Annotated in this window: 12 protein-coding genes; 4 read left to right on the forward strand and 8 right to left on the reverse strand. The window is 31.8% G+C overall.

The window, feature by feature from the left end:
* Window positions 1-39: 39 nt before the first annotated feature.
* The 3 genes from IPK06_02630 to IPK06_02640 all read right to left on the reverse strand — a co-directional run bounded on the left by IPK06_02630 (window position 40) and on the right by IPK06_02640 (window position 5,805).
* Window positions 40-1,683 (reverse strand): DUF4091 domain-containing protein, encoded by a 1,644-nt coding sequence (locus tag IPK06_02630; protein MBK7978911.1) that lies wholly within the window; start codon window positions 1,681-1,683, stop codon window positions 40-42.
* A gap of 12 nt (window positions 1,684-1,695) precedes the next feature.
* Complete coding sequence (locus tag IPK06_02635; protein MBK7978912.1) at window positions 1,696-2,349, reverse strand: T9SS type A sorting domain-containing protein; 654 nt, start codon at window positions 2,347-2,349, stop codon at window positions 1,696-1,698.
* A gap of 966 nt (window positions 2,350-3,315) precedes the next feature.
* Window positions 3,316-5,805 (reverse strand): chitobiase/beta-hexosaminidase C-terminal domain-containing protein, encoded by a 2,490-nt coding sequence (locus IPK06_02640; GenBank protein MBK7978913.1) that lies wholly within the window; start codon window positions 5,803-5,805, stop codon window positions 3,316-3,318.
* Between the two features lie 213 nt (window positions 5,806-6,018).
* Between IPK06_02640 and IPK06_02645 the strand changes: the two genes are divergently transcribed.
* The gene (locus IPK06_02645; protein MBK7978914.1) at window positions 6,019-7,893 is read left to right on the forward strand and encodes a hypothetical protein; all 1,875 of its coding nucleotides are present in this window, start codon (window positions 6,019-6,021) and stop codon (window positions 7,891-7,893) included.
* A gap of 4 nt (window positions 7,894-7,897) precedes the next feature.
* On the opposite strand, the gene IPK06_02650 is transcribed toward IPK06_02645, so the two are convergent.
* The 5 genes from IPK06_02650 to IPK06_02670 are packed head-to-tail and all read right to left on the reverse strand — an operon-like array spanning window position 7,898 to window position 16,847.
* On the reverse strand, window positions 7,898-10,171 hold the full coding sequence (locus IPK06_02650; protein ID MBK7978915.1) for a DUF4838 domain-containing protein: 2,274 nt from the start codon (window positions 10,169-10,171) through the stop codon (window positions 7,898-7,900).
* A 22-nt stretch (window positions 10,172-10,193) separates the two neighbouring features.
* On the reverse strand, window positions 10,194-11,519 hold the full coding sequence (locus IPK06_02655; protein ID MBK7978916.1) for an alpha-L-fucosidase: 1,326 nt from the start codon (window positions 11,517-11,519) through the stop codon (window positions 10,194-10,196).
* Window positions 11,520-11,534: 15 nt separating this feature from the next.
* Window positions 11,535-13,013, reverse strand: coding sequence for an alpha-L-fucosidase (locus tag IPK06_02660; GenBank protein ID MBK7978917.1), 1,479 nt, complete (start codon window positions 13,011-13,013; stop codon window positions 11,535-11,537).
* A gap of 32 nt (window positions 13,014-13,045) precedes the next feature.
* The gene (locus tag IPK06_02665; GenBank protein MBK7978918.1) at window positions 13,046-14,527 is read right to left on the reverse strand and encodes an alpha-L-fucosidase; all 1,482 of its coding nucleotides are present in this window, start codon (window positions 14,525-14,527) and stop codon (window positions 13,046-13,048) included.
* A gap of 25 nt (window positions 14,528-14,552) precedes the next feature.
* Window positions 14,553-16,847, reverse strand: a complete 2,295-nt coding sequence (locus IPK06_02670) for a family 20 glycosylhydrolase (protein ID MBK7978919.1) — start codon at window positions 16,845-16,847, stop codon at window positions 14,553-14,555.
* Window positions 16,848-17,170: 323 nt separating this feature from the next.
* On the opposite strand from IPK06_02670, the gene IPK06_02675 reads away from it, so the two are divergent.
* Genes IPK06_02675 through IPK06_02685 form a run of 3 tightly spaced genes read left to right on the forward strand, consistent with a single transcriptional unit; the run spans window position 17,171 to window position 22,458 of the window.
* Window positions 17,171-18,358 (forward strand): transglutaminase domain-containing protein, encoded by a 1,188-nt coding sequence (locus tag IPK06_02675; protein ID MBK7978920.1) that lies wholly within the window; start codon window positions 17,171-17,173, stop codon window positions 18,356-18,358.
* Window positions 18,359-18,366: 8 nt separating this feature from the next.
* Window positions 18,367-20,739: a PDZ domain-containing protein gene (locus IPK06_02680; protein ID MBK7978921.1), complete on the forward strand. Its 2,373-nt coding sequence runs from the start codon at window positions 18,367-18,369 to the stop codon at window positions 20,737-20,739.
* A gap of 24 nt (window positions 20,740-20,763) precedes the next feature.
* Entirely contained in the window at window positions 20,764-22,458 is a 1,695-nt protein-coding gene (locus IPK06_02685; protein ID MBK7978922.1) for a peptide-N-glycosidase, read from the forward strand.
* Window positions 22,459-22,468: the final 10 nt, after the last annotated feature.

Genomic DNA, 22,468 nt, shown 5'->3' on the forward strand with positions numbered 1-22,468 from the left:
GTTTGGGCAAATTAATTAATTAAAATTATATGAAGAAAATTATTCCAATGAAGTTAGAAGTTCTTTTCTAACATCCCGATAAATTTTTAAATCTTTGTTATATGAAGTATAATTTTGAAAAAGTCGATTAACTAATTTATCATACAAAATTTTATTTTTAATTTTTAACATTTGTAAAAGCTCGTAATCTTCACAGCCGATTCTATGAGCTTCAAAACGGACTGAAGAAAGTGGACCGTCTTCTCCCGGATAAATTATATGAGTATCTCCCGCCGGTAAATAATTTGTTGGTCCGGCAATAGGGGATGGATGTTTTACGACACTTTGTTCATAAGGGTTTGCGCAATATTGATTTAATCCCCAATGCAAATATCCGCTGGTATTATAAAATGCCGCAGCCCAGCCGAAATAAACTTGTCTAATCCTTTCCATATCAAGAGTTCTGTTTAACCAAGGTCCGCCGGGAATTAAGCAAGTATAAACCAAAACTTTTTCGCCGTACTTTTCACGTTCTCTGAAGAACGATTCATTTTCCTGAAAATCATTTATAAGCGGACACCAAATATCAATAGCTCCCGCAATACTGTCTCGGTCATTTGTAGCTTCCATTATTTTTGCTTCGGGAAAAATACTTTTTACTTGAGCGACAACATCTTTATAGCATTTTGCGTTGGCGCCGGTTGGTTCATCAGAAATATGCTGCAGCCAATTATTTGTGAGATCGTTTTCTTGAGCAAAATTTTTAATTAGATAAACTAATGTTTCAATATCATGACTTCCATTTTCGTTGTAATATCTTTTCTTAGTCAGCAATACTTTTAATTCCGGATCTTCCCAATTATCTTCATCTCCTCTATACATCAAGTGTGGAGCCTCAAAATATTTAAACCCATATTTGCGAAAGACATTTATAAATTTTAATAATTTATTTTCGTCAAGTGTAAGTTCATCATCCTTAATTTGAAAGACTTCATTGGGAATTGTAATTGAATTCTGTCTTCCGTGCGCCATTAATTGCGCATATTTATTAAGCATTTCAAACCACTTATCAGACCACCGTTCAACGTTATGGAAACTTTCCATTTGCTGTAGATTAAACCAATTTGTGTAAAAGAAATTACTATTGTTTATGTTCGGTATTTTGGCGGGATAAACCTTAAAATTGAATGTACATGTTTTAGAAAAATTTTCCCCTTCAATTTTAATTTCAACCGAGTAATTATTTATCTCTTCAATTAAGTTTTCGGGGATTTCCAATCTTAACGCGGTAAATTTATTCTTTGCGAAAAATCTATTTTCTTTTAGAGGTTTAATCGCTTCATAAATTCTAAATGGAGCTCTTCTTATTACATATGGATTTTTTTGATCTGTATAAATTTCAGTTCGGCTGTCTAAACCAGTATTTTGTTCAACGGGAACATCAATTAATTCATAAAAATTACTCTTAAAACCATTTCCATTAAGTGAAGCTGAAATTTTGTATTCATTTCCTAATGGTAATTCAGCCACTAAATGAACATCCGCAATTGTACCGGAAGGGAATTCAGTCGCCCAATTTGCCGAATAATTTGACAAATCATTTGAATCAGGAAAAATAGGCTGCAGCGGATCAACAAGCCAAACTTGCGCAAAATTTAAGTCGCTGAAAAATAAAAATAATCCTAAAAGAAATAATTTTTTCATAATTGATTTATATTATTTAATTAGCGTCATTTTTTTAAATGTTACGTTAGAGTTAACTTGCAGTTTATATAAATAAATTCCGGATGATAAATTATTAGCATTGAATTCTACTGAATAAGAGCCGTTATGTTTAACACCTTCCACCAAAGTTTGAACTTCTCTTCCGAGCACATCAAATACTTTTAGGTTTACAAATGAGTTATTCTCCGGAATTGTAAACTTAATAGTTGTTGACGGATTGAAAGGATTTGGATAATTCTGGTATAAAGTTAATTTTGCCGTAAGCAGTTTATTGTCATTAATGCCTACCAATTCTTCATAAACATAATTTTGCTGCGCTAAATGATAAAGGTATAAATGACCCAGAGTAACATACCATAAATTACTCTTGTTGCTGATATACTCCAAATGTTCCCATGGATAAGCCTTGTCCCATTCCATAACATTTGGATGGCACATTAAATGATAAACTCCGCTGTTTGAAGTAACTTCATCAAACTTACCATTTAAATCATTTATATCATTTGTTCCGATTCCCCAGCCGAGTTGAGAAGCGGGCGGATCAAAAGCTCTTGTTACTGTAAAGGGAACATAAGTGCCGGATTTGTCATTCCATTCGGCAAAACCGTCAAAAAAATCATTATGATAAAGTCTGTTCACCAGCATTTTATTTTGCCCGACAAGCGAATCTATTATCTCGTCAAAATATCCGTTCGGCGCAATAAAACTATAAACATACTCTTTATCTCCGTTTCTATAAAGTTCTGGTAATTCCAAATTATTTATTATATCGTTTTTACAGCCAGTTATTTCAGAATCATAATCATCGTAAGCTGCCCAACCGGGATGCGTTCTTGTATGAACCCCCGCTTCAATAAATCCGGTATTTAATTTATCCTGTACAAAATTATATGTTTCTTTACTCATTCCTGATGTATTCATTGCCAAGGTTAAATACAAATTATACTGTAAAAAATTTGCGATTGTCGCGTTAAATTTATTTTGACTCCAGCTTGCCATATCATCTGCGCTGGCGGTAACGGCTGCGTCTCGGTTATCATAAAATTTTGTAATTTCTTTGAATTCAAGATTAATTGTTTCGCCTAAATTATTTTCAGCTTTTAAATAAACCGTATCGGAAACATTTGTAAATCCAATTGACATATAAATCAAACTGTTAACTGTATCTATTCTGTAAGTTTCATGATGATTGTAAAAATTCACATTTAGTTTATTTATATTGATCCATTCATTGCTTTCTAAATATTTTTTCTTAACAACTATATCAGAAAAATTTTGCTCTATTGAAAATTTATACGTTATTGGAAATGAAAAACCATAGTCAATGTGAGCTTGAGTATTAACTGAAATAATATATTCATTTTTGGGATTTTTGTGGATTGTAACAATATGATCTGGCAGTGCGTTTACAATTGTTGTTAATGTTGTTAAAAAAAATAAAATTAAAAATCGTTTGAAATTCATTTAACCCCCGGGAACAATATTTAGAAAAAATAAAAAAATTATTTATTCGACAATTTTTATATGCCAAATAACTACTTTACTTACACGTGTAAGTAAAATACAAAATATTTCTATAAATATAAATTGGTTTAGTATCTGCAATAATTATTATTTAAGAAATTCTACTTCATCAATAAATAACCATGACTTTTCGCCAGAACCTTTATGCCAAACGGGGCATACTTTTATATTAACGGCTTCAATTCTAACGATTGTAAAGTCTACGTTTTTCATATCAAAAGATATACTTTTAATTGACGCGTCGCGGTAATCTGCAGGCTGATCAATTTTAATTGATTTAAGTAAAGTATAATTTTTCCCATCATTAGAATATTTCAAATTTACTTCTGATGGAAAGAAAATCCACTTATCTAAATCTTCCAGAAAGTTAATTTTAATTTCTTTAATATTTTTTGAATCAAGTCCGCTAAAAATAATTTCGAAATTATTCCCGTCAAATCCTTGCCATTTGCCGTCACTGTATATTTCCGAACCTTTAACTCCATCTATTAACGCAAATGCGCCGCCGGCTTGAAATCTTTCGCTAAAGGGGAAAATATATTCAGGCTGATTCATTTCCGTAATTTTAAAATCTTCCGATATTGTTCTGCTTTCATTATTATCAATTATTACTTTTGTTTTTAACACAGAATTAGAATTAATTATAATTGGCGAAGAATAAAGTGCGGAACTCATACTTGGTTCAGTACCATCCAATGTGTAAAAAATTGATTGCGGTTGATCAGAGAAAATTTCTACTTTTTGCCCTTTGTTAATTAGTCCGCCCGTTGGTTTAATTTTTGGCGCTTTAACATAATTGTTTGTGTTGATTTTACGTAAAGCGGTTTTGTTTAATTTTATAATTTCTCTGTCATAACTGAGCAATCCGTTCACCTCGGTTTCAACATCGGTTGTTTGTGTGTAAACAACCGCGCTTAGAGCAGAATCTTTGACAAATTCCCAAATATTCGAATAATATTTTTCATAGTCGGATAATAATTTTTCTGGATCGGTAAATGATACATAACCCCAATTTTCATTAGTCCAAACGTGTTTGTCAATTCTCAATCCCAAACCGCCAAATTCGCCTATGACAATCGCTCTTTCTTTCTGAGCTTCCGGCATTCTCGGTGCGGGATAACTGTGAATATCATAAATATCGCCGACATTCCTGTCGCTCCATCCGCTTGTATTGTTTACCAATCGCGAAGGATCCAACATTTTTATTTTTTTCGTAATTCTTTCAGTATCAAATTGACCCCAGCCTTCATTGAAAGGAACCCAAATTATTATGCTTGGATTATTGAAGCGTGTTGAAATCAATCTGCTTAATTCAAATTCATATTGCTCTGCAGATTCTTTTGAACGAACAATATCTTTTTCATCTGGGGCAATTTTCGCGTCACCTGAAGGCATATCCTGCCAAACAAGAATACCAAGTTTATCACACCAGTAATAAAATCTTCTCGGCTCAACCTTTACATGTTTACGCATCATATTAAAGCCAAGTTCTTTGGTAATTTCTATATCTGATTTTAAAGCTTCATCGGTTGGCGCTGTATAAATTCCATCAGGCCAAAATCCTTGGTCAAGCGGTCCGTTTTGAAAAACAAATTTATTGTTCAAAAATATTTTTAGTCTGCCAAATGAATCTTTATCTAAAGAAATTTTTCTCATTCCAAAGTAACCGGTTATCTTATCTGTTGCTTTATCCTCATTAAACAGTGTAATTTCCAATCCGTATAAAAATGGATTTTCCGGGGTCCATAAAATTGGATTTGCAATTTGAAGTTTTAACGTATCATTATAGTTTCCCGAATAAGTCTTAACTTCTTTATTATTTTCTTTAATTACAATTTTTATTTTGGATGCTGAGTTATTATCTGATGAATTTACTTTTAATTTAATCAAATGTTTATCAATATCCGGAATGACAAAATATTCTTGAATATAATTTTCATTAACCGGTTCCAACCAAACCGTTTGCCAAATGCCAGTTGTTGACGTATAAAAAATTCCACCCGGATCTTGAACCTGCTTACCGCAAGGCTGAGTTCCTTTATCTGTCGGATCCCACACAGAGATTATTAATGATTGATCTTCTCCGTCTTTTAAAAATTCAGTAATATCAAAACTAAATGGATCATATCCGCCTTTATGTTCTCCGGCAAAATTATCATTTATCCAAACTTTTGTCTGCCAATCTACTGCTTCGAAATGAAGAATGATTTTCTTTCCGCTCCAATCTTCAGGTATTGTGAAATTTCTATTATACCAAAGCAAAGTTGAATCATTTACCGATTTTTTTACGCCCGATAATGATGATTCGATAGGAAAGGGGACAAGAATTTTCTCACTAAAATATTTTGGTTTACTATTTAGATCTGTCAATTCGTAATTCCACAAACCGTTTAGATTTTTCCAAGCATCTCTTACCAAATTAGGCCGCGGATATTCATGATGCGGATTGTTTGGATCAACATCTTTTGCCCACCTTGTTTTAATATTTCCATCAACCGGTTTCCAGTTGTCTTGTGCTGAGGTACTAATTGCAGTAAATAATAATACTGCGGCTAAAGTTCTAATTAAATTGTACATATCTTAGATTCTTGTTTTAGTTTTTTAATAAGTTCTTTCTTAATTAATTCGCCAATGATTTGTAAGAATATTTTGAATTCATAATTAAAGGATATTCATATCAAAATTATGCTAAACAATAAATTAAAAATAGCATATTTTATATTAGAATTTATTTCAAAATTATTACTTGCAAAAAATATTTTCACAATTTAAAATAGTTTGGAAAAAATTATGCGCTTTTTCTTTTCTTCAATTATATCATTACTTACATTTATTATTCCCTTCATCAATAAAGCCAATATGGTAAATGAGAAAAATTATTTATTTAAGAGCGAGAGAATTATTTCTAAGAATGATATAACTTACTTTATTGATCCTAATATTGGCGATGATGAGAATATTGGTACGGATAAAAGTTCGCCATGGAAAACTTTTAAGAATGTTAATCAATACTTTCTTACAGAAGGTAATCGAATTGAAATATTATCAAGCGGAAAATTTTACGAAACACTATTTATAATTGGAGTCGGATCAAAAGAAAAACCGATTGAGATTGAATTTACTCCCGGCAAATATGAGCTTTTTCCTCAAGAATCATTTAAGGAAAAATTCAATTTAAGTAATACCAATGACGCTCCCGATTCGTTAAAATCAATTGCCGTTTATTTTTTGGATTCGAAAAATATTAATGTTAAAGCTTATGGCGCTGATGTTATTTTAAGGGGCAAGGCAATTGATGTTTGCGTAAATAACTGTGAAAACATCGACATAAAAGGGTTTAGTTTTGACTATAAAAGACCGACAGTTTCCGAATTCATAGTTGAAAATATTTCAAAAAATTACGCTGATGTAAAAATTCATAAAGATTCAGATTTTAAGATTATGAATAAAAAATTAATTTGGATTGGTGAAGGTTGGAGCTGTCAGCCAAATTCGTTGTGGCAAATATTTAATCCTTCAAGCAATGAAATTTTCCGCGTCAGCATTCCTACCGAAGATTTGCGTTTTAAAAATCATGGCAATAATAAAGTAAGAATTTATTTCAGTAAAAATCCCGGATTTGAAAAAGGATTGATTTATCAAAATAGAGATACTTTTAGAGATTATGCCGCGTTTTTTATAAATGAAAGTAAAAATATAAAATGGAGCGGAACGAAAATTTATTTTATGCATGGTTTGGGATTTGTCCATCAGTTTTGTGAAAATATATATTTTGATTCGCTTTGTGTTGCGCCTAGAATAGAATCCGAAAGAACCTCATCCGCTTGGGCTGATATACTACATTTCTCAAGTTGTAAAGGTGAAATTGAAGTAGATAATTCTTATCTATCTTCCGCAAATGATGACGCGGTAAATGTACATGGAACACATTTAATAATTGTCGGTTTTACAGGAGATAAAAAAATTAAAGTAAAATATATGCATCCGCAGACATATGGCTTTAATGCTTTTAAAGCAGGTGACAGCATTGAATTTATAAATCATAAAAGTTTGCTGCCTTACGGAAAAAATAAAATAATTGATTCACAAATGTTAAATGAAAAAGAAATGATAATTACATTAAGCGAAAAACTTAATTATGAAATTGATATAAATGACGCAGTTGAAAATATTACTTGGACACCAGATTTCAAATTTATCAATTCTTCGGTTACAAAAATTCCGACAAGAGGAATTCTTGTAACAACTAGAGGAAAAGTAATAATCGAAAATAATGATTTTAATAAAACATATATGAACGCGATTTTAATTGCCGATGACGCGAGCAGCTGGTATGAGTCAGGTTATGTTACTAATGTAAATATTAGCAACAATAGATTTATTGATTGCGGAGAGCCGGTTATAAACATTCATCCGGAAAACATAGAAACATTTGAGGATAAACCGATTCATACAAATATAAACGTGCGGAATAATATTTTTAAACTAAAATACAATTCTGCATTTTCAGCAAAAAGCGGCGGCAGAATATTTTTTGAGAATAATAATATTCAAACCAACAAGAAAATAAATGCCAGTAAATTAATTGAATTGATCAACTGCTCAAATACAAAGATTACCGATAATTATTTAAATGGCGTAAAAATTATAATAAATGAAAACTAATTAATTAGTCTACTATAATTTCATCCACAAAAATAAATGCTTTGCCTTTGCCGTTATTATATCCAATATGCCAGCGAGGACAATTTATTAAGCTGTGTGTTTTTACTTTAATGTACCGTGCTTTTATATTATTTACATTTAATGTAAACGGTTCAGTAAATATGCCGTCTTTATGTTCGTCAATTTTATTTTTTACTTCACCGATTTTAACATAATTAACATCATCACCTGAAACAAAATATTCAATCGATTTTGGAAGCCAAATCCATGATTTTATTTCCTGCAGAAAATTTGTTCTTACTAAATTGATGTCGGTCATTTCTTCCAGATCAACAACAGCTTCAAATTCAGTTGCTTCAAAACCAAGCCAATTGAAAAAATAATTTGCTTCGCCTATTGTTCCATCGGTTAATGTTTGCGGTCCTTTAACCAAATAATTCGGGTGAATTTGACTAATAACTTTTACATTCTTTTTATAAGCTTTATGTATTGTAAATCCTTCATTAAAATACTTTTGCATTGATGAATAATATTCGTCGGGTGACAATCCTCTTTCGTGCAATGATTTAATTCCCGCTTCTTTGGCTCCGTTAACAAAATTATAAAGTTTTTCCTTCATACCATCTTTTACGGAAACCTTGTTATCATCAATATTGAAAATTGAGTATTTTGCAGAAACATTTAATTTGGAAAGTTCTAAAATTGCGTATTCAAGGGGCAATCTAACTTCCTTAACTCTTTTAAGATACTTCACGTCATCTTTTACAACTTTTTCGGCTTCATCAAAAATCTCAGAATATTTATCAAGTAATTCCGGCTTAAGATAACTGTCTTTTCCAGTTGATGGATAGCCGTAAATTATAAGTTTATCTCCTGATTTAACCAATGAACTATCAATTAAATCAAAGTACTCTTTAACTTTCGGTGCGGCTTTACCAAAGTAGCCGTTAAAATATTCGTTCTTAACCGCATTAATATCTTCATCCGGATTCCACATTAATTTTGCCAAAACATATGCTTTCAATTCATGAAAGTCGCTCCACGAATCTCCGCTGCCTTGTTCAAATAAATACTTCACTCCATGATCTACAAACATTTTTAAATTGGGTTGAAGAACATGAAAATTTGGGAATGGATCCGTATAACTTGAAAACTGAACAACATAATCCCAAATTTTAATATTGTTGGTTAAATTACTCCATTCACTTATATCTCTGTTAAATAGATCATCTTTATTTTCAGAAATTGGTTTACTTCTGTCGCATTCAATCGTACAAAGCACAACCATTACATTCGGTTCGGGTTTTATTCCTACCGGCGCTTTTCTTGTGTATTGATATGCCAAAGTAGAAATTGTTTTGTTAGGAAATTCTCTTGCGACTTTGTTAACAAAATCAATTATGGTTCCGGCTGGACTTTGGAATATCGAATCACTTCTTGAACATGATTCGCACATACAAACACCAAAGTTATCGTTTTGCGAAACATCCCAAACTTCCGCTTCGGGTTTTTCAGCCATTTTTCTTTTTAACTCATCAATTACAATTTTAAGTACATCCGGATTTGTTAAGCACAATTGCTGATGAGGAATTCTAATTCCGTTTATCTCCGAAAAATATTCCGGATGAGTTTTAAAATATTTATCAGATGGAACTAAGCTTTCGAATGTATGAACAAAAGAACCGTAATATTTTTCACGTTCGGAATAATGGTGCAGTTTATGCCAATCGCAAAAATACTGTGAAGATCTTGCAGAAGGCAAGTGAAGTTCACGATAAATTACTTGAGGAACTTCAGTTATTGAAAATTCGGGAATCGTAATTTTATTTTTACGCGGAACTTCAATTGCATCCGGTGAATACATTTTACATCCGAGAATATTATCTAAAAATGTATATACTCCGTACAAAGTTCCTTTTTTATTTCCCCCGGCAATCACAATTTTTTTATCAATAGTTTTAATTGTGAAACCATCAAGACCAAGCGAATCCAATCCTTTAATATTCAGGTTTTTAATTCTATTGTTTCTGCCAATTAAAATTTCATCATCTGATTCTGAAGTATTGTCTTTTACAATTTTTAACTCGGTGCCGGATATTTCCTTAATATATTTTTGAAGTTCTTCGGCTGAATATTTTTCAACGTCATTTGCGTTTTCAGGAATTACAATTTTATAATTTGTTGAATTATTATCAACGATTGTAATTTCAGATTTACACGCCGAAAAAATCGCAATAATAACAATTGAACATAATACAATTATAATTTTCTTTGTCATTTTAAGCCTTTAATAATTTTATCTAATTACTTTCAATTGCTCCAACTACTTTTCGGTAAAGGTCTATTTCACCGTCCAGCAGAACTCCTATTACAGTATAATATTTATCTAAAACGTTTTCCGGAAGATCAATAAAAGTAATTCCGGGGTAATCATTCCAATAAACTTTACTAACGGTTTTACTGTTTAGGGCAGTACCATTACCAACTACCCAAATTGAATTTATTTTATTTTTTACGCCTTTTAAAGCAATTTGTCCGTTTGAATTTCCTTTAACAAAAAGATATAGAATTTTTTTATCTTTAGATAAAGCGGTTGGACCGTAAAAATGATCGTATGGAATTCCTTGACGAGTTCCATAAATAGCGTCTTTATGTTTTGATGTCCAATTTGCAAATTCTTTTAGAATATGAACTTGTTCATCGGCAATTGTTCCGTCTGCTTTAGGACCAATATCTAAAAGCAGATTTCCGCCTTGGCTGATGCAATCTACAAATACGTCTAATAATTGTTGAGGAGTTTTATAATCTTTATCATTTTGCTGATAACCCCATGAATCATTCATTGTATAGCATAATTCCCAATATTTGGCTTCAGGTCGTATAACCGGCGGACCTTGTTCGGGTGTATCATAATCGCCGTGGCCTTGCAATCGCGAATTAATAATAACGTTTGGGTTTTTATCTAGAAGCATTTTACGCACTTTTTCAGCTTGCCATTCATCGGCATTATGTTCCCAGTCACCATCAAACCACCACAAATCAGGATTATATTTATCGGCTAATTCTATTAACTGTCCTTGATAGTAATCTAAAAATTTATTCCATCGCTTTGGGTCGTCATTAATTTTATATCTCTTAATTTCTCTGGTAAAATCAGTATAATCGTTATAAGACCAATCGGGAAGGGAATAATATAAACCAACTTTCAAATTATTTTTTCTTAATGCTTTAACAAAAGGAGTAAGCACATCTCTTTTTGCCGCAGAATTTACAGCATTTAAATTTCCGTATTTTGTATCCCATAATGAAAAGCCATCGTGATGACGCGAGGTAATAACAGCGTATTTAGCTCCGCTGTCTTTTATTAACTTAACCCATAAATCAGGATCATATTTTTCCGCTGTAAAACCGTTGACTTGCTTTAAATAATCTTCGTGTGAAATTCTACCGTTAAAAAAGGACCAAGATTCGGATATTCCATTAACGGCATAAATTCCCCAATGAATAAAAATACCAAGCTTGGCATCTTTAAACCATTCCATTTTTGCTTGATGAAGTGAATCAAGATTTTGAGCGTTATGATTTACAATTATTAAACTGAAAAAAATAATTAGAAATTTTTTCATTTAAATACCTATTATTTATTTTTCTATTTCGTTAATCTTAAATGTCCATGCAAAATTACATGTAGGTTTATTTTGTAATTCTTTAGGAACCGAAATTAAAACACCATTTCCAATTTTATTCCATTTTAATTCTGTATTTGATCCCAATAAATTTACTTTGCTTCCCGGTTTAGGCGCGAATGAAGATACAAAAATTTCAGAAGGAATATTTTTTTCATCTTTATCAGCCATATAGATAGCATAAACTGTATTTGTATTTTTTTTATTTGTAAAACATATTTTTGATTCTTTGAACGGCGCAATTGCTCTTGTACCATAAATAGCTTCATTGTTAACTTTCATCCAATCGCCGATATCTTTTAATCTATCGTATGCCGCATCCGGCCAAATTCCTTCGGGACTAGGTCCAATATTTAAAAGCAGATTTCCGCCTTTGCATACAATATCTACAAGCATGTGCACTAATTCATATGATGGTTTATACTGCGGATTAAAAACCCAACCCCAACCACCGCCGGCAATAATGCAAGATTCCCAAGGATAGGGAAGCGATTTATCAGGAACAGTGTTTTCAGGTGTTAAGTAATTTTGGTTTTTTCCTTTTACTGCTCTATCAACAACAATTAATCCAGGCTGAAGTTTTCTAGCTTTTTCAACCAACTCATCCATTTTAATATCTTGATTAACAATTTTACTTTTTAAAAATCCGCTTGGCGTATTTTTAACGCTTCTTTCATACCAATCTTGAATATCATTTTTTTGTTTGGCTACCCAACCGCCGTCTAACCAAAGAATATCTACTTTTCCATAATCAGTTAGCAATTCCAAAATTTGATTATGAGTGAAGTCAACATATTTCTGCCATTTTTCGGGATAAAGTTCAGGATCATAATTTACATTTCTATCAAGCGGCGGGAAATACGGATCCCAATAATATTCGCAGTGCCAATCGGGTTTTGAAAAGTAAGCGCCAGCCCAAAGTCCTTGCTTACGAAAAGAATTAAAAATTTCTTTTGTTACGTTTGCCTTTGGATTTGTATGAAACGGAACTTCCTTTGAAGTGATCTTATAATCGGTATATTTTGTATCAAACATGCTGAATCCATCATGATGTTTTGTGGTGAATACAACATATTTCATACCCGCATCTTTTGCGGCTTTAGCCCATTTATCCGGATCAAATTTTGTGGGGTTAAAAGTAGTTTTTAAATTTTCATATTCTTTTTTATATTCAAAATAATTTTGCGGATTACTGCCTTTTTTTCTTTCACACCATCCGTAATCTTCGGGACAGATGGACCATGATTCAACAATTCCCCATTGACTGTATGTTCCCCAATGCATCAACAGTCCAAATTTAAGATCCTGCCATTGTTCAAGTTTTTCTAAAACCAAAGGATCGGTTTCCGGGACATAATCGGTAATTTCGTGTTCCAGCTGTGCAAATAAATTTATACTTAAGGCAAAGAAAATAAGGTTTATTAGTACTCTCATAAATAATAACTCCTTTTACTTTTTATGAATAATTAATTATAAAACTTTTCGACGTCGTTTATCTTAAATGTCCACGCGTATTTACAAGTCGGATTATTTTGAATTTCTTTAGGAACCGAAATTAAAATGCCATTGCCTACTTTTTTCCAATCAAGGTTTTGAGAATAACCCAATAAATTTATTTTACTGTTGTTTTTTGGAACAAAAGAAGAAATAAAAATTTCCGATGGAATGTTATTCTCTTTTTCATCAGCCATATAAATTGCATATACTGTATAGGAATTCTTTTTATTTGTGAAACATATTTTAGATTCTTTATAGGGTTTTAACGCTCTGGTTTCATAAATTGCTTCGCTGTTTATTTTCATCCATTCACCAATTTCCGAAAGTCTATCATATGCCGCGTCATCCCAAGTTCCATCCGGTCCCGGACCTATGTTAAGAAGTAAATTACCTCCTTTACAAACAATGTCAATCAGCATGTGTACAAGTTCGTATGACGATTTATAAGTCGCGTTGAAAACCCAGGACCAGCCGCCGCCGGAAGTTATACACGATTCCCAAGGATATAGAAGAGCATTTTCGGGGACAGTATTTTCCGGTGTTAGATAATTTTGATTTTTTCCTTTAACCGCTCTGTCAACAACTATCAATCCCGGTTGAAGTTTTCTTGCTTGTACAACCAATTCATCCATTTTAATATCTTGATTAACAATCTTACTTTTTAAAAACCCGCTTGGTGAATTTTTGAGACTATTTTTATACCAATTCGCAACTTCGTCTTTTTGCTTTGCTACCCATCCGCCGTCCAACCATAATATATCTATTTGTCCGTAATCTGTTAATAATTCACTAATTTGATTATGAGTAAAATCCACAAATTTTTGCCACTTTTCAGGATAAAGTTCCGGGTCATAATTTACGTTTCTATCCAAGGGAGGAAAGTAGGGATCCCAATAATATTCGTTGTGCCAATCGGGCTTGGAGAAATAAATTCCAGCCATAAAATTTTGTTGGGTGAATGAATTTAAAATTTCTTTCAAAACATTTGATCTTGGATTACTGTTGAAAGGACATGTTTTATCGGTAATTTTATAATCTGTTGTCTTTGTGTCAAACATGCAGAATCCGTCATGATGTTTTGCCATTGCGACAACATATTTCATACCCGCATCTTTTGCGGCTTTAGCCCATTTATCCGGATCAAATTTAGTTGGATTAAAAGTTGTTTTTAAATTTTCATATTCTTTTTTATATTGGTAGTAATTATCCGAATGACTGCCTTCAGTTCTCATGCACCATCCGTAGTCTTCGGGACAAAGAGACCAAGATTCAACAATGCCCCATTGGCTGTATGGTCCCCAAGTCATAAGTAGTCCAAATTTAAGATCCTGCCATTTTTCAATTTTATTTAAGGCAAGGAGATCAGTTTCCGGAACGTAATCAGTAATTTCATGTTCTAATTGAGCAAAGGAATTTGTAAACCAAAATATTAGAATTATAAAAAAGAATATTCTATTCACTTTGTTTCCTCAAACTTTATTTTACAGTTACTTCATCGATAAATATCCATGCTTTACCGCCGGCTCCGGTATGCCATTCAGGACAAACCCCAATATTTTTTGCATGAATTTTTACATATTTTGCGTCAGCATTTTCAAACTGAGCGGCAAAATTTTTATTTATTGATCCGGCATCTTTGGGATTAACATCATTAATAATTTTAACTGGTTCGTTATAATTCTTACCATCTGTAGATAATGAAACTTCAACAAACTCAGGCAGAAATACCCAAGAATGATTACTTTGAATGAAGTTCATTTCAACTGAATTAATTTTGTCAATATTTCCCAAATCAATAACTGCATCGAAATCATCACCCTCAAATCCTTGCCAAAATGAATCAGCAAAAGAATTAGAACCGTATAAACCGTCGACCAATCCAAAGTTGCCGCCGCCGTTATACTTTTCGGAATATGGAAATTTTAAAGTAATATTTTTCCCGAATGCCTTATGAATATTTATATCTTTTTCGGTTGTCTTACTCATAAGTTTTCCATTTTTGTAAGTAACGGCTTTAATTTTTGAACTGCCTTCAATTTTAAATGGTGAACTGTATTTCGTTGATTTTTCAGTTGGCTCACTTCCGTCAACAGTATAAAAAATTTCTACATTTGATAATTCGGTACTCATTGCGATCATCAATGTTTTTGTTGCATCGTCAAAATCGGTACCAATTGTAACATTATACGCGCTCTTTGCATAATTTACCTGCATAGCTTCATATCTTTCAAATTGCTGATCCATCTTTCTAATAAAATTATTCAGATCTTTTTTCTCTTTTTTCGTCCAAAGAACTTCTGAAAGCGCAGAAATTCTCGGCATTAACATATATTCCACATCTTTAAATTCGGGAAGCTGCTCGGTCCACATATTTGCTTGCGCGCCTAAAATAAATTCAGCTTCATCGGTATTTAATTCAGCAGGAACGGGTTCATATGAATATACTTTGGTTAATGTTAATTTAGAACCCGATGAATGAGGTTCATTCGCAGCGTCACCTTGAGCTTGATCAAAATAACAGTGAGAGCCGGGTGTCATTATTACATTATGATTTTGTTTTGCCGCGGCAATTCCGCCTTCAATTCCTCGCCAAGACATTACAGTTGCCTGAGGCGCTAAACCGCCTTCTAGAATTTCATCCCAGCCTATTATTTTTCTGTCTTTTGTGAGTAAAAAGTCTTCTATTCTTTTGATAAAATAACTTTGTAATTCATGCTCATCTTTAAGATTTTCTTTTTTAATTCTTGCCTGACATTTTTTACATACGTGCCATCTGTCTTTAGGACATTCATCACCGCCAATATGAATATACTTGCTCGGAAATAATTCAATAACTTCTGTTAAAACGTCTTCAAGAAATTCAAATGTTTTTTCATTGCCAGCACAGTATACATCTTTCATTACGCCCCATTCGGTTCCTACTTCAAATGGTCCGCCAGTGCATGATAGTTCAGGATAAGAAGCTAACGCGGCTTGTGAATGACCGGGCATTTCAATTTCGGGAATAACCGTAATAAATCTATCTTCAGCATATTTAACTATTTCTTTTACATCTTCTTGAGTATAAAAACCGCCGTAAGGTTTGCCATCGCTCGTTGATCCTTTTCTCCACGCGCCGATTTCTGTAAGCTTTGGATATTTTTTAATTTCAATTCTCCAGCCTTGGTCTTCGGTTAAATGCCAATGGAATTTGTTCATTTTATGCATTGCCAAATAATCAATATATTTTTTTACGTCTTCCTTACTAAAAAAATGTCTTCCAACGTCAAGATGAACTCCTCTGTAACTGAAACTCGGCTCATCGGTAATTTGAACGTACGGAACAGTAAGTTTTATATCTTTCTTTGTTAATGAATAAATATCAACGGGAAGTAACTGAAAAATTGTTTGAATTCCATAAAAAATTCCTGCCGAATTGGATGCTGAAATTGTTACGCCTTTTTCATTTACACTAAGCTGATATCCTTCTGAATTTTTAATTGACTCATCATACTTAATATAAATATAGTTGCTTTCCGGCTGATTTTCCTTTTGCTGTGTTAACTCCATTCCTGAACTTCTTTTTAAAACAATATTTAATTGACTAATTAATTTATTGGCATCGTTAAATTGATTATCCGCAAATACTTTTGTTTCCGCTGAAATAATAAATTCACCATTTTCTATCATAGTTGACCGAGGCTCGGGAATAATACTAATTTCTTTTTTCTGATTTGTTGAACATGATAAAAAAATTATCATTATTAAAAATGTGAGTAATTTGATTTTCATAAAAATAATTCTCCAAAATTCTTAAGTAAGTATAAATTAGAAATGTGCTCAATATATTAATTTGTGTAAACAAAATTTCTGTCAGTTTAGTTGGAATGTTTTTAATTGTATATCATATTAAGTTAAAATTGTCGAACACAGTCTCGTTGTTTTTCGAACAATGGATATACAGAAAATTCAAAAAAGTTATGCAATTTTATATCATTTTAAAATAATATTATATAACTTTACTTACACGTGTAAGTAAGATAACTAAAAAATTTAAATATAAAAATATTTTCTTATTTGCGAACTGATATTTATAAGACAAAAGAGACTTTATAATGAAAAAAATAAAATCAAAAGTAAGTATAAGTTTTATAATTATTATAATATCTCTATTTATTCTAAAATGTTCCACTCCTGATCCAAACGAAAATAATGACAAAAATTTCCTTAGTAATTCTAAAATTGAAGAAGCTGTAAAATTATCGGGTAGCAATTCCAATCAAATAGTTTCCGCGCTTCAAAAATGTGAACCAGGCTATAAAGAAGGACTTAATTTTTTAATTGAAAATATGCCCGAAAGAGATTTAAAAAAATTATCGTCAGAATATATTTTAACAAATGTGGAATATGCTTATAAAGTTATGGATTCCGTAAAATGGAAAGACGAAATTCCAAAAGAAATTTTCCTTAATTACATTTTGCCATATTCAAATATTAATGAACGGCGAGACAATTGGAGAAAGGATTTTTATAATAGATTTTTTTCAATGGTTAAGAACTATAGTACAGTTTCTGAAGCCGTTCTAAAACTGAATAAAGAAATTTGGGATCTTGTAAATGTGCATTATTCAACAAAGAGACCAAAAGCTGATCAAAGCCCTTATGAGTCCATTGATGCCGGCATAGCCTCCTGTACCGGATTATCAATTCTTCTAATTGATGTCTGTAGGGCTGTTGGAATACCGGCAAGGTTTGTCGGTGTTCCACTTTGGAAAGATCAATCCGGAAATCATTCATGGGTTGAAATTTGGGATAACGGCTGGCATTTCATAGGCGCCGCGGAAGAAAGTCCGCTTGATAAAACCTGGTTTGGTGAAAGAGCTTTAACTTCCGATGATACGGATTGGAAATACAGCATTTATGCTGCGTCATTTAAAAAAACGGATGTAATTTTTCCGCCGTTGTTTGACAGCACAGCGACGTATATTTATGCGGATATTGTGACAGATAGATACAGTAAAACAGTTGCTGAGGATGGTAAAGTAACTCTCGCGATTCGATTATTCGATAGACCTAACGGTAAAAGAATTACTGGAAATATTAAAATCCAATTGAAAAATAAAACTGTTTTTGAAGGAACAACTAAGGACGAGCTTCACGATTTTAATGATTTCTTAACTTTTAACTTATTGCCGAATACTCAGTATAAAATTATTGCACAAATTAACGGTGAAAGCATAGAGAAACAAATTACGCTTGATGGTTCAAAATACCAGTTTGTTAATTTATCATTTAATAATTAGTATATCAGATGATAACAAATTTAAAAGCTTTTGTTTTTATTTTAATATCATTTTTAATTTTCAGCTGCAATTCAAAACAGATAATAATTTATGTTGATTCAAATAAGGAAACAAAGAATTTAGGATCCGAAAGCGAACCTTTTTCTAACCTTGAAAGCGCTTTCGATTATGTTTTTACGAAATTATCAAAAGATCAAACCAACAATGATATTATTATTAAGTTGCTTCCCGGCGAATATTATTTAAGCAAAACAATAAAAATTTTACCTCGTTTCAAATCAATAAACTTACAAGGTTCAGGTTCAAATAATACCTATATCAAAGGTTCAGAACTTCTTGATCTAAAATGGAAAAAGTTAGACAATAATATTTGGGAAGCAGATTTAAATAACTCAGTTGATTTTGACCAGTTATATTTAAATGATGAAGAGCAAATACTTGCCAGGTATCCGAATTTTAATGAAAACGGTGGTCATTGGAATGGTTATGCCGAAGACGTTATCTCTAAAGAAAGAATAAAAAAATGGAAGAATCCGATTGGTGCGTTTGTTCATATTACACATAAAGCAGAATGGGGCGACTTTCATTATAAGATTATTGGAATTGATAAAAACGGTGAAGCAATACTTGAAGGAGGACATCAAAACAATAGACCCGAAAATGGTCTGCATCCCAAATTTAGAATGGTAGAGAATGTTTTTGAAGAGCTGGATACGGCTAAAGAATATTTTCATGACAAAGCCGCTAATAAAATTTATTTATTTCCTTCCAATGGCATTGATCCTAACAAATGCAAAATTGAAGTTTCTGTACTTAAAAATATTTTTGAACTTTCGGGTTCAATTGATGAACCATTGAAAAATGTTAAAATTATTGGAATTAGTTTTAAGCAGACTAAAAGAACATTTATGGATAAATATGATAAGCTGCTGAGAAGCGATTGGGCAATTTACAGAGGAGGTGCGGTTTTTATTTCAGGAACTGAAAACATCCAAATATCTGACTGCGAATTTAGCAATTTAGGCGGAAATGCTATTTTTATTAATTCTTACAACAGAAATATAAAAATTTTTAATAATCATATTCATAATGTAGGAGCGACCGGAATTGCGTTTGTCGGTGATACTTCATCTGTTCGCTCACCATCATTTTATTATTATGATTTTATAGAAATGAGCAAAATTGATACAATAAGCGGACCTAAAAATAAATTATATCCATCGAATTGTTTAGCTGAAAATAATTTAATTCACAAAACCGGAATGATTGAAAAACAAACGAGCGGTATTCAAATTTCTATGTCCATGAATATAATAATTAAAAATAATAGCATTTATGATGTTCCAAGAGCCGGTATAAATATTTCTGAAGGTACTTGGGGTGGGCACATAATTGAATTTAACGATATTTTTAATACCGTTCTTGAAACCGGAGACCATGGCTCTTTTAATTCGTGGGGAAGAGATAGATATTGGCATCCTAACCGAAAAATTCTTGATAGTCTTGTTAATTTAAATCCTAATTTATACAAATTGGACGCTGTAAATACAACAATTATAAGAAATAATAGGATTAGATGTGATCATGGATGGGATATTGATTTAGATGATGGCTCATCGAATTATATAATTTATAATAATCTTTGTCTGAATGGCGGTATAAAATTACGTGAAGGATTTAATAGAATTGTTGAAAATAACATTTTAATTAATAACGGATTTCATCCGCATGTTTGGTTTAAAAACAGTAAAGATATTTTTAAAAAAAATATTGTTATGACCGAACACAAAGATATTTTGTTAAATGATTGGGGCAGCGAAGTAAATTATAATTTCTTTACCGATAAAAGTTCTTTAGAAAAAACTCAAATGAAAAGTACTGATAAAAATAGTATTTACGGAGATCCGGAATTTATTGATCCTAAGAATTTAGATTTTAGAATTTCAGATAAATCGCCAGTTCACAAAATAGGATTTAAAAATTTTAGTATGCAAAATTTTGGTGTGCAAGAAAAGAATTTAAAAAGACTTGCAAAAAAGCCAGACTCACCAATTTTAATTTTAAGTAATGAAGACATTGTTTCCGATAAAAAAATAAATTGGCTCGGTGCGAATATCAAAAGTATTACTACTTTAGGCGAAAGATCCGCGACCGGTTTAAATGATAAAAGCGGAATATTGATTTTAAATGTTAGCTCTAATTCATTGGCGGACATAGCCGGTCTTAAATCAAAGGATGTAATTGTTGAATGCGAGGGTAATGAAGTTAAAAACATTTTCGAATTATTGAAAATTTACCAAAGTAATAATTGGAAAGGAAAATTAGACTTAGGGATTTTTCGAAATCAAAAATTGATAAAATTGGAAATTATAACAAAATAATTTTTTAGTTAATTGGATCTGAGAATGGGTATATTAAAAATATCAAAGCATTTTATAAAATTCGCGGTTTTAGTTTTGTTAATGTTTTCAACAGTAATTGCTCAGCAAAAAATTAATGAAGGAATTGTTTACTATTCGTTTAAAAATAACGGTAAAATTTCTACTAATCATTTTTTAAAGATGTTTTATAAGAATGGAATAGTTGGTTACGAATCAGGAGAATATGAAAAACAAAAGGAATTTATTAATTACAATGATAATTTTACATATCAGCTGATGAATGATGGTAAAAATCAATTTTTCCAAAAAAGATCATTTAAAGATTACGAACAGGCAGCAATATCGGATGAAACTGAAAACATACTTGGTTATAATTGTAAAAAAGCCGTCTTAAAAATAAAATCCAATACAATAGAAATTTGGTTTACAAATGAATTGAAGATTAAAGGAAGCCCAAGCATTTCTATCGCACCAGGAATTGGATTGATATTAAAAATGGTTCGTAATAAAGACTATGAAACATTCGCGGAAAAAATTGAGTTTAAAGCAGTTACCGAAGAAAATTTAAATTTTAATTTGGCAAACGCCGTTGAAGTTAACGGTTCTTCTTATCTAAGAAAACTAATTGACAGCAGATATAAAACAATACAAATTTTTGAACATCAAAAAATAAATTTCGGCGATTCCATCGATAACCCAAATACTGGTAGTCTTAATTTTACTTATCGCTATTCAAAAGGAACTGTATTATTAAAAAAAATTAAACTGCCAATTATAAATGAAGGTGAAGTAGTTTTTGCCGAAGTTTCCCAATGGTCCAATGGAGATGCTTATGACAGAGTCGGAAGTTTATTCATCATTCCTGTTAAAGATGATACAACATTTTTAGACGCGCTCAAATTCGGTATTGATAAACTGCCGGTCTATAAAGACAAAAACGAAAATGAGTTTCAAGGCGTTTGCGCGACAAAAAATTATGAACCTCCTTTAGAATTAATGAGATTTTTCACTCCTTTTGGAGTTAGAAAATTTAATGATTATACTCAAATTCAAGGATTTGAATGGGCGGATTCTGTTATTTACAGAAGAGACGTAACAGATATAATTCCTAATGATGGAAAAGAAATATGGGTTGGGATTTTTATCGGTAATTATGATAAAGGCGGTCACATTGCATCTGTCAATTTAAAAATATATCCGTCATTCGAGCCAAGCGATAAATTAGAAAAAGTATGGATTAAACCCATTTTCAATACTGTAAACATTATGGAAATGTCCAATCAAAATTACGGAACAATGTTCCACAATGATTCTCTCAGAGTAACTGTAAATATTCCAGACGGATTAAAAGAGCTTAAATTAAAATACACAAGTACAGGTCATGGCGGCTGGGAAAACGGTGATGAATTTAATCGAAAGAAAAATGAAATTTTTATTGATGATAAATTAGTTTATAGTTTTATACCGTGGCGAGATGATTGCGGCACTTACCGTTTGTCAAATCCATCATCCGGTAATTTTAAAAATGGACTTTCCTCATCAGATCTTAGCAGGTCAAATTGGTGTCCAGGTACAGTAACAGTTCCGGAAGAAATTGAATTGAATAATTTATCTCCCGGATATCATACTTTTAAAATTGCAATTCCCATTGGTGAAAAAGAAGGCGGAAGTTTCAGCGCTTGGAATGTTTCCGGAATATTAATTGGAAAATTTAAATAATAAATTTTAA

The organism is Ignavibacteriota bacterium (assembly GCA_016713565.1).
In the GTDB taxonomy this organism is placed as follows: Bacteria; Bacteroidota; Ignavibacteria; order Ignavibacteriales; family Melioribacteraceae.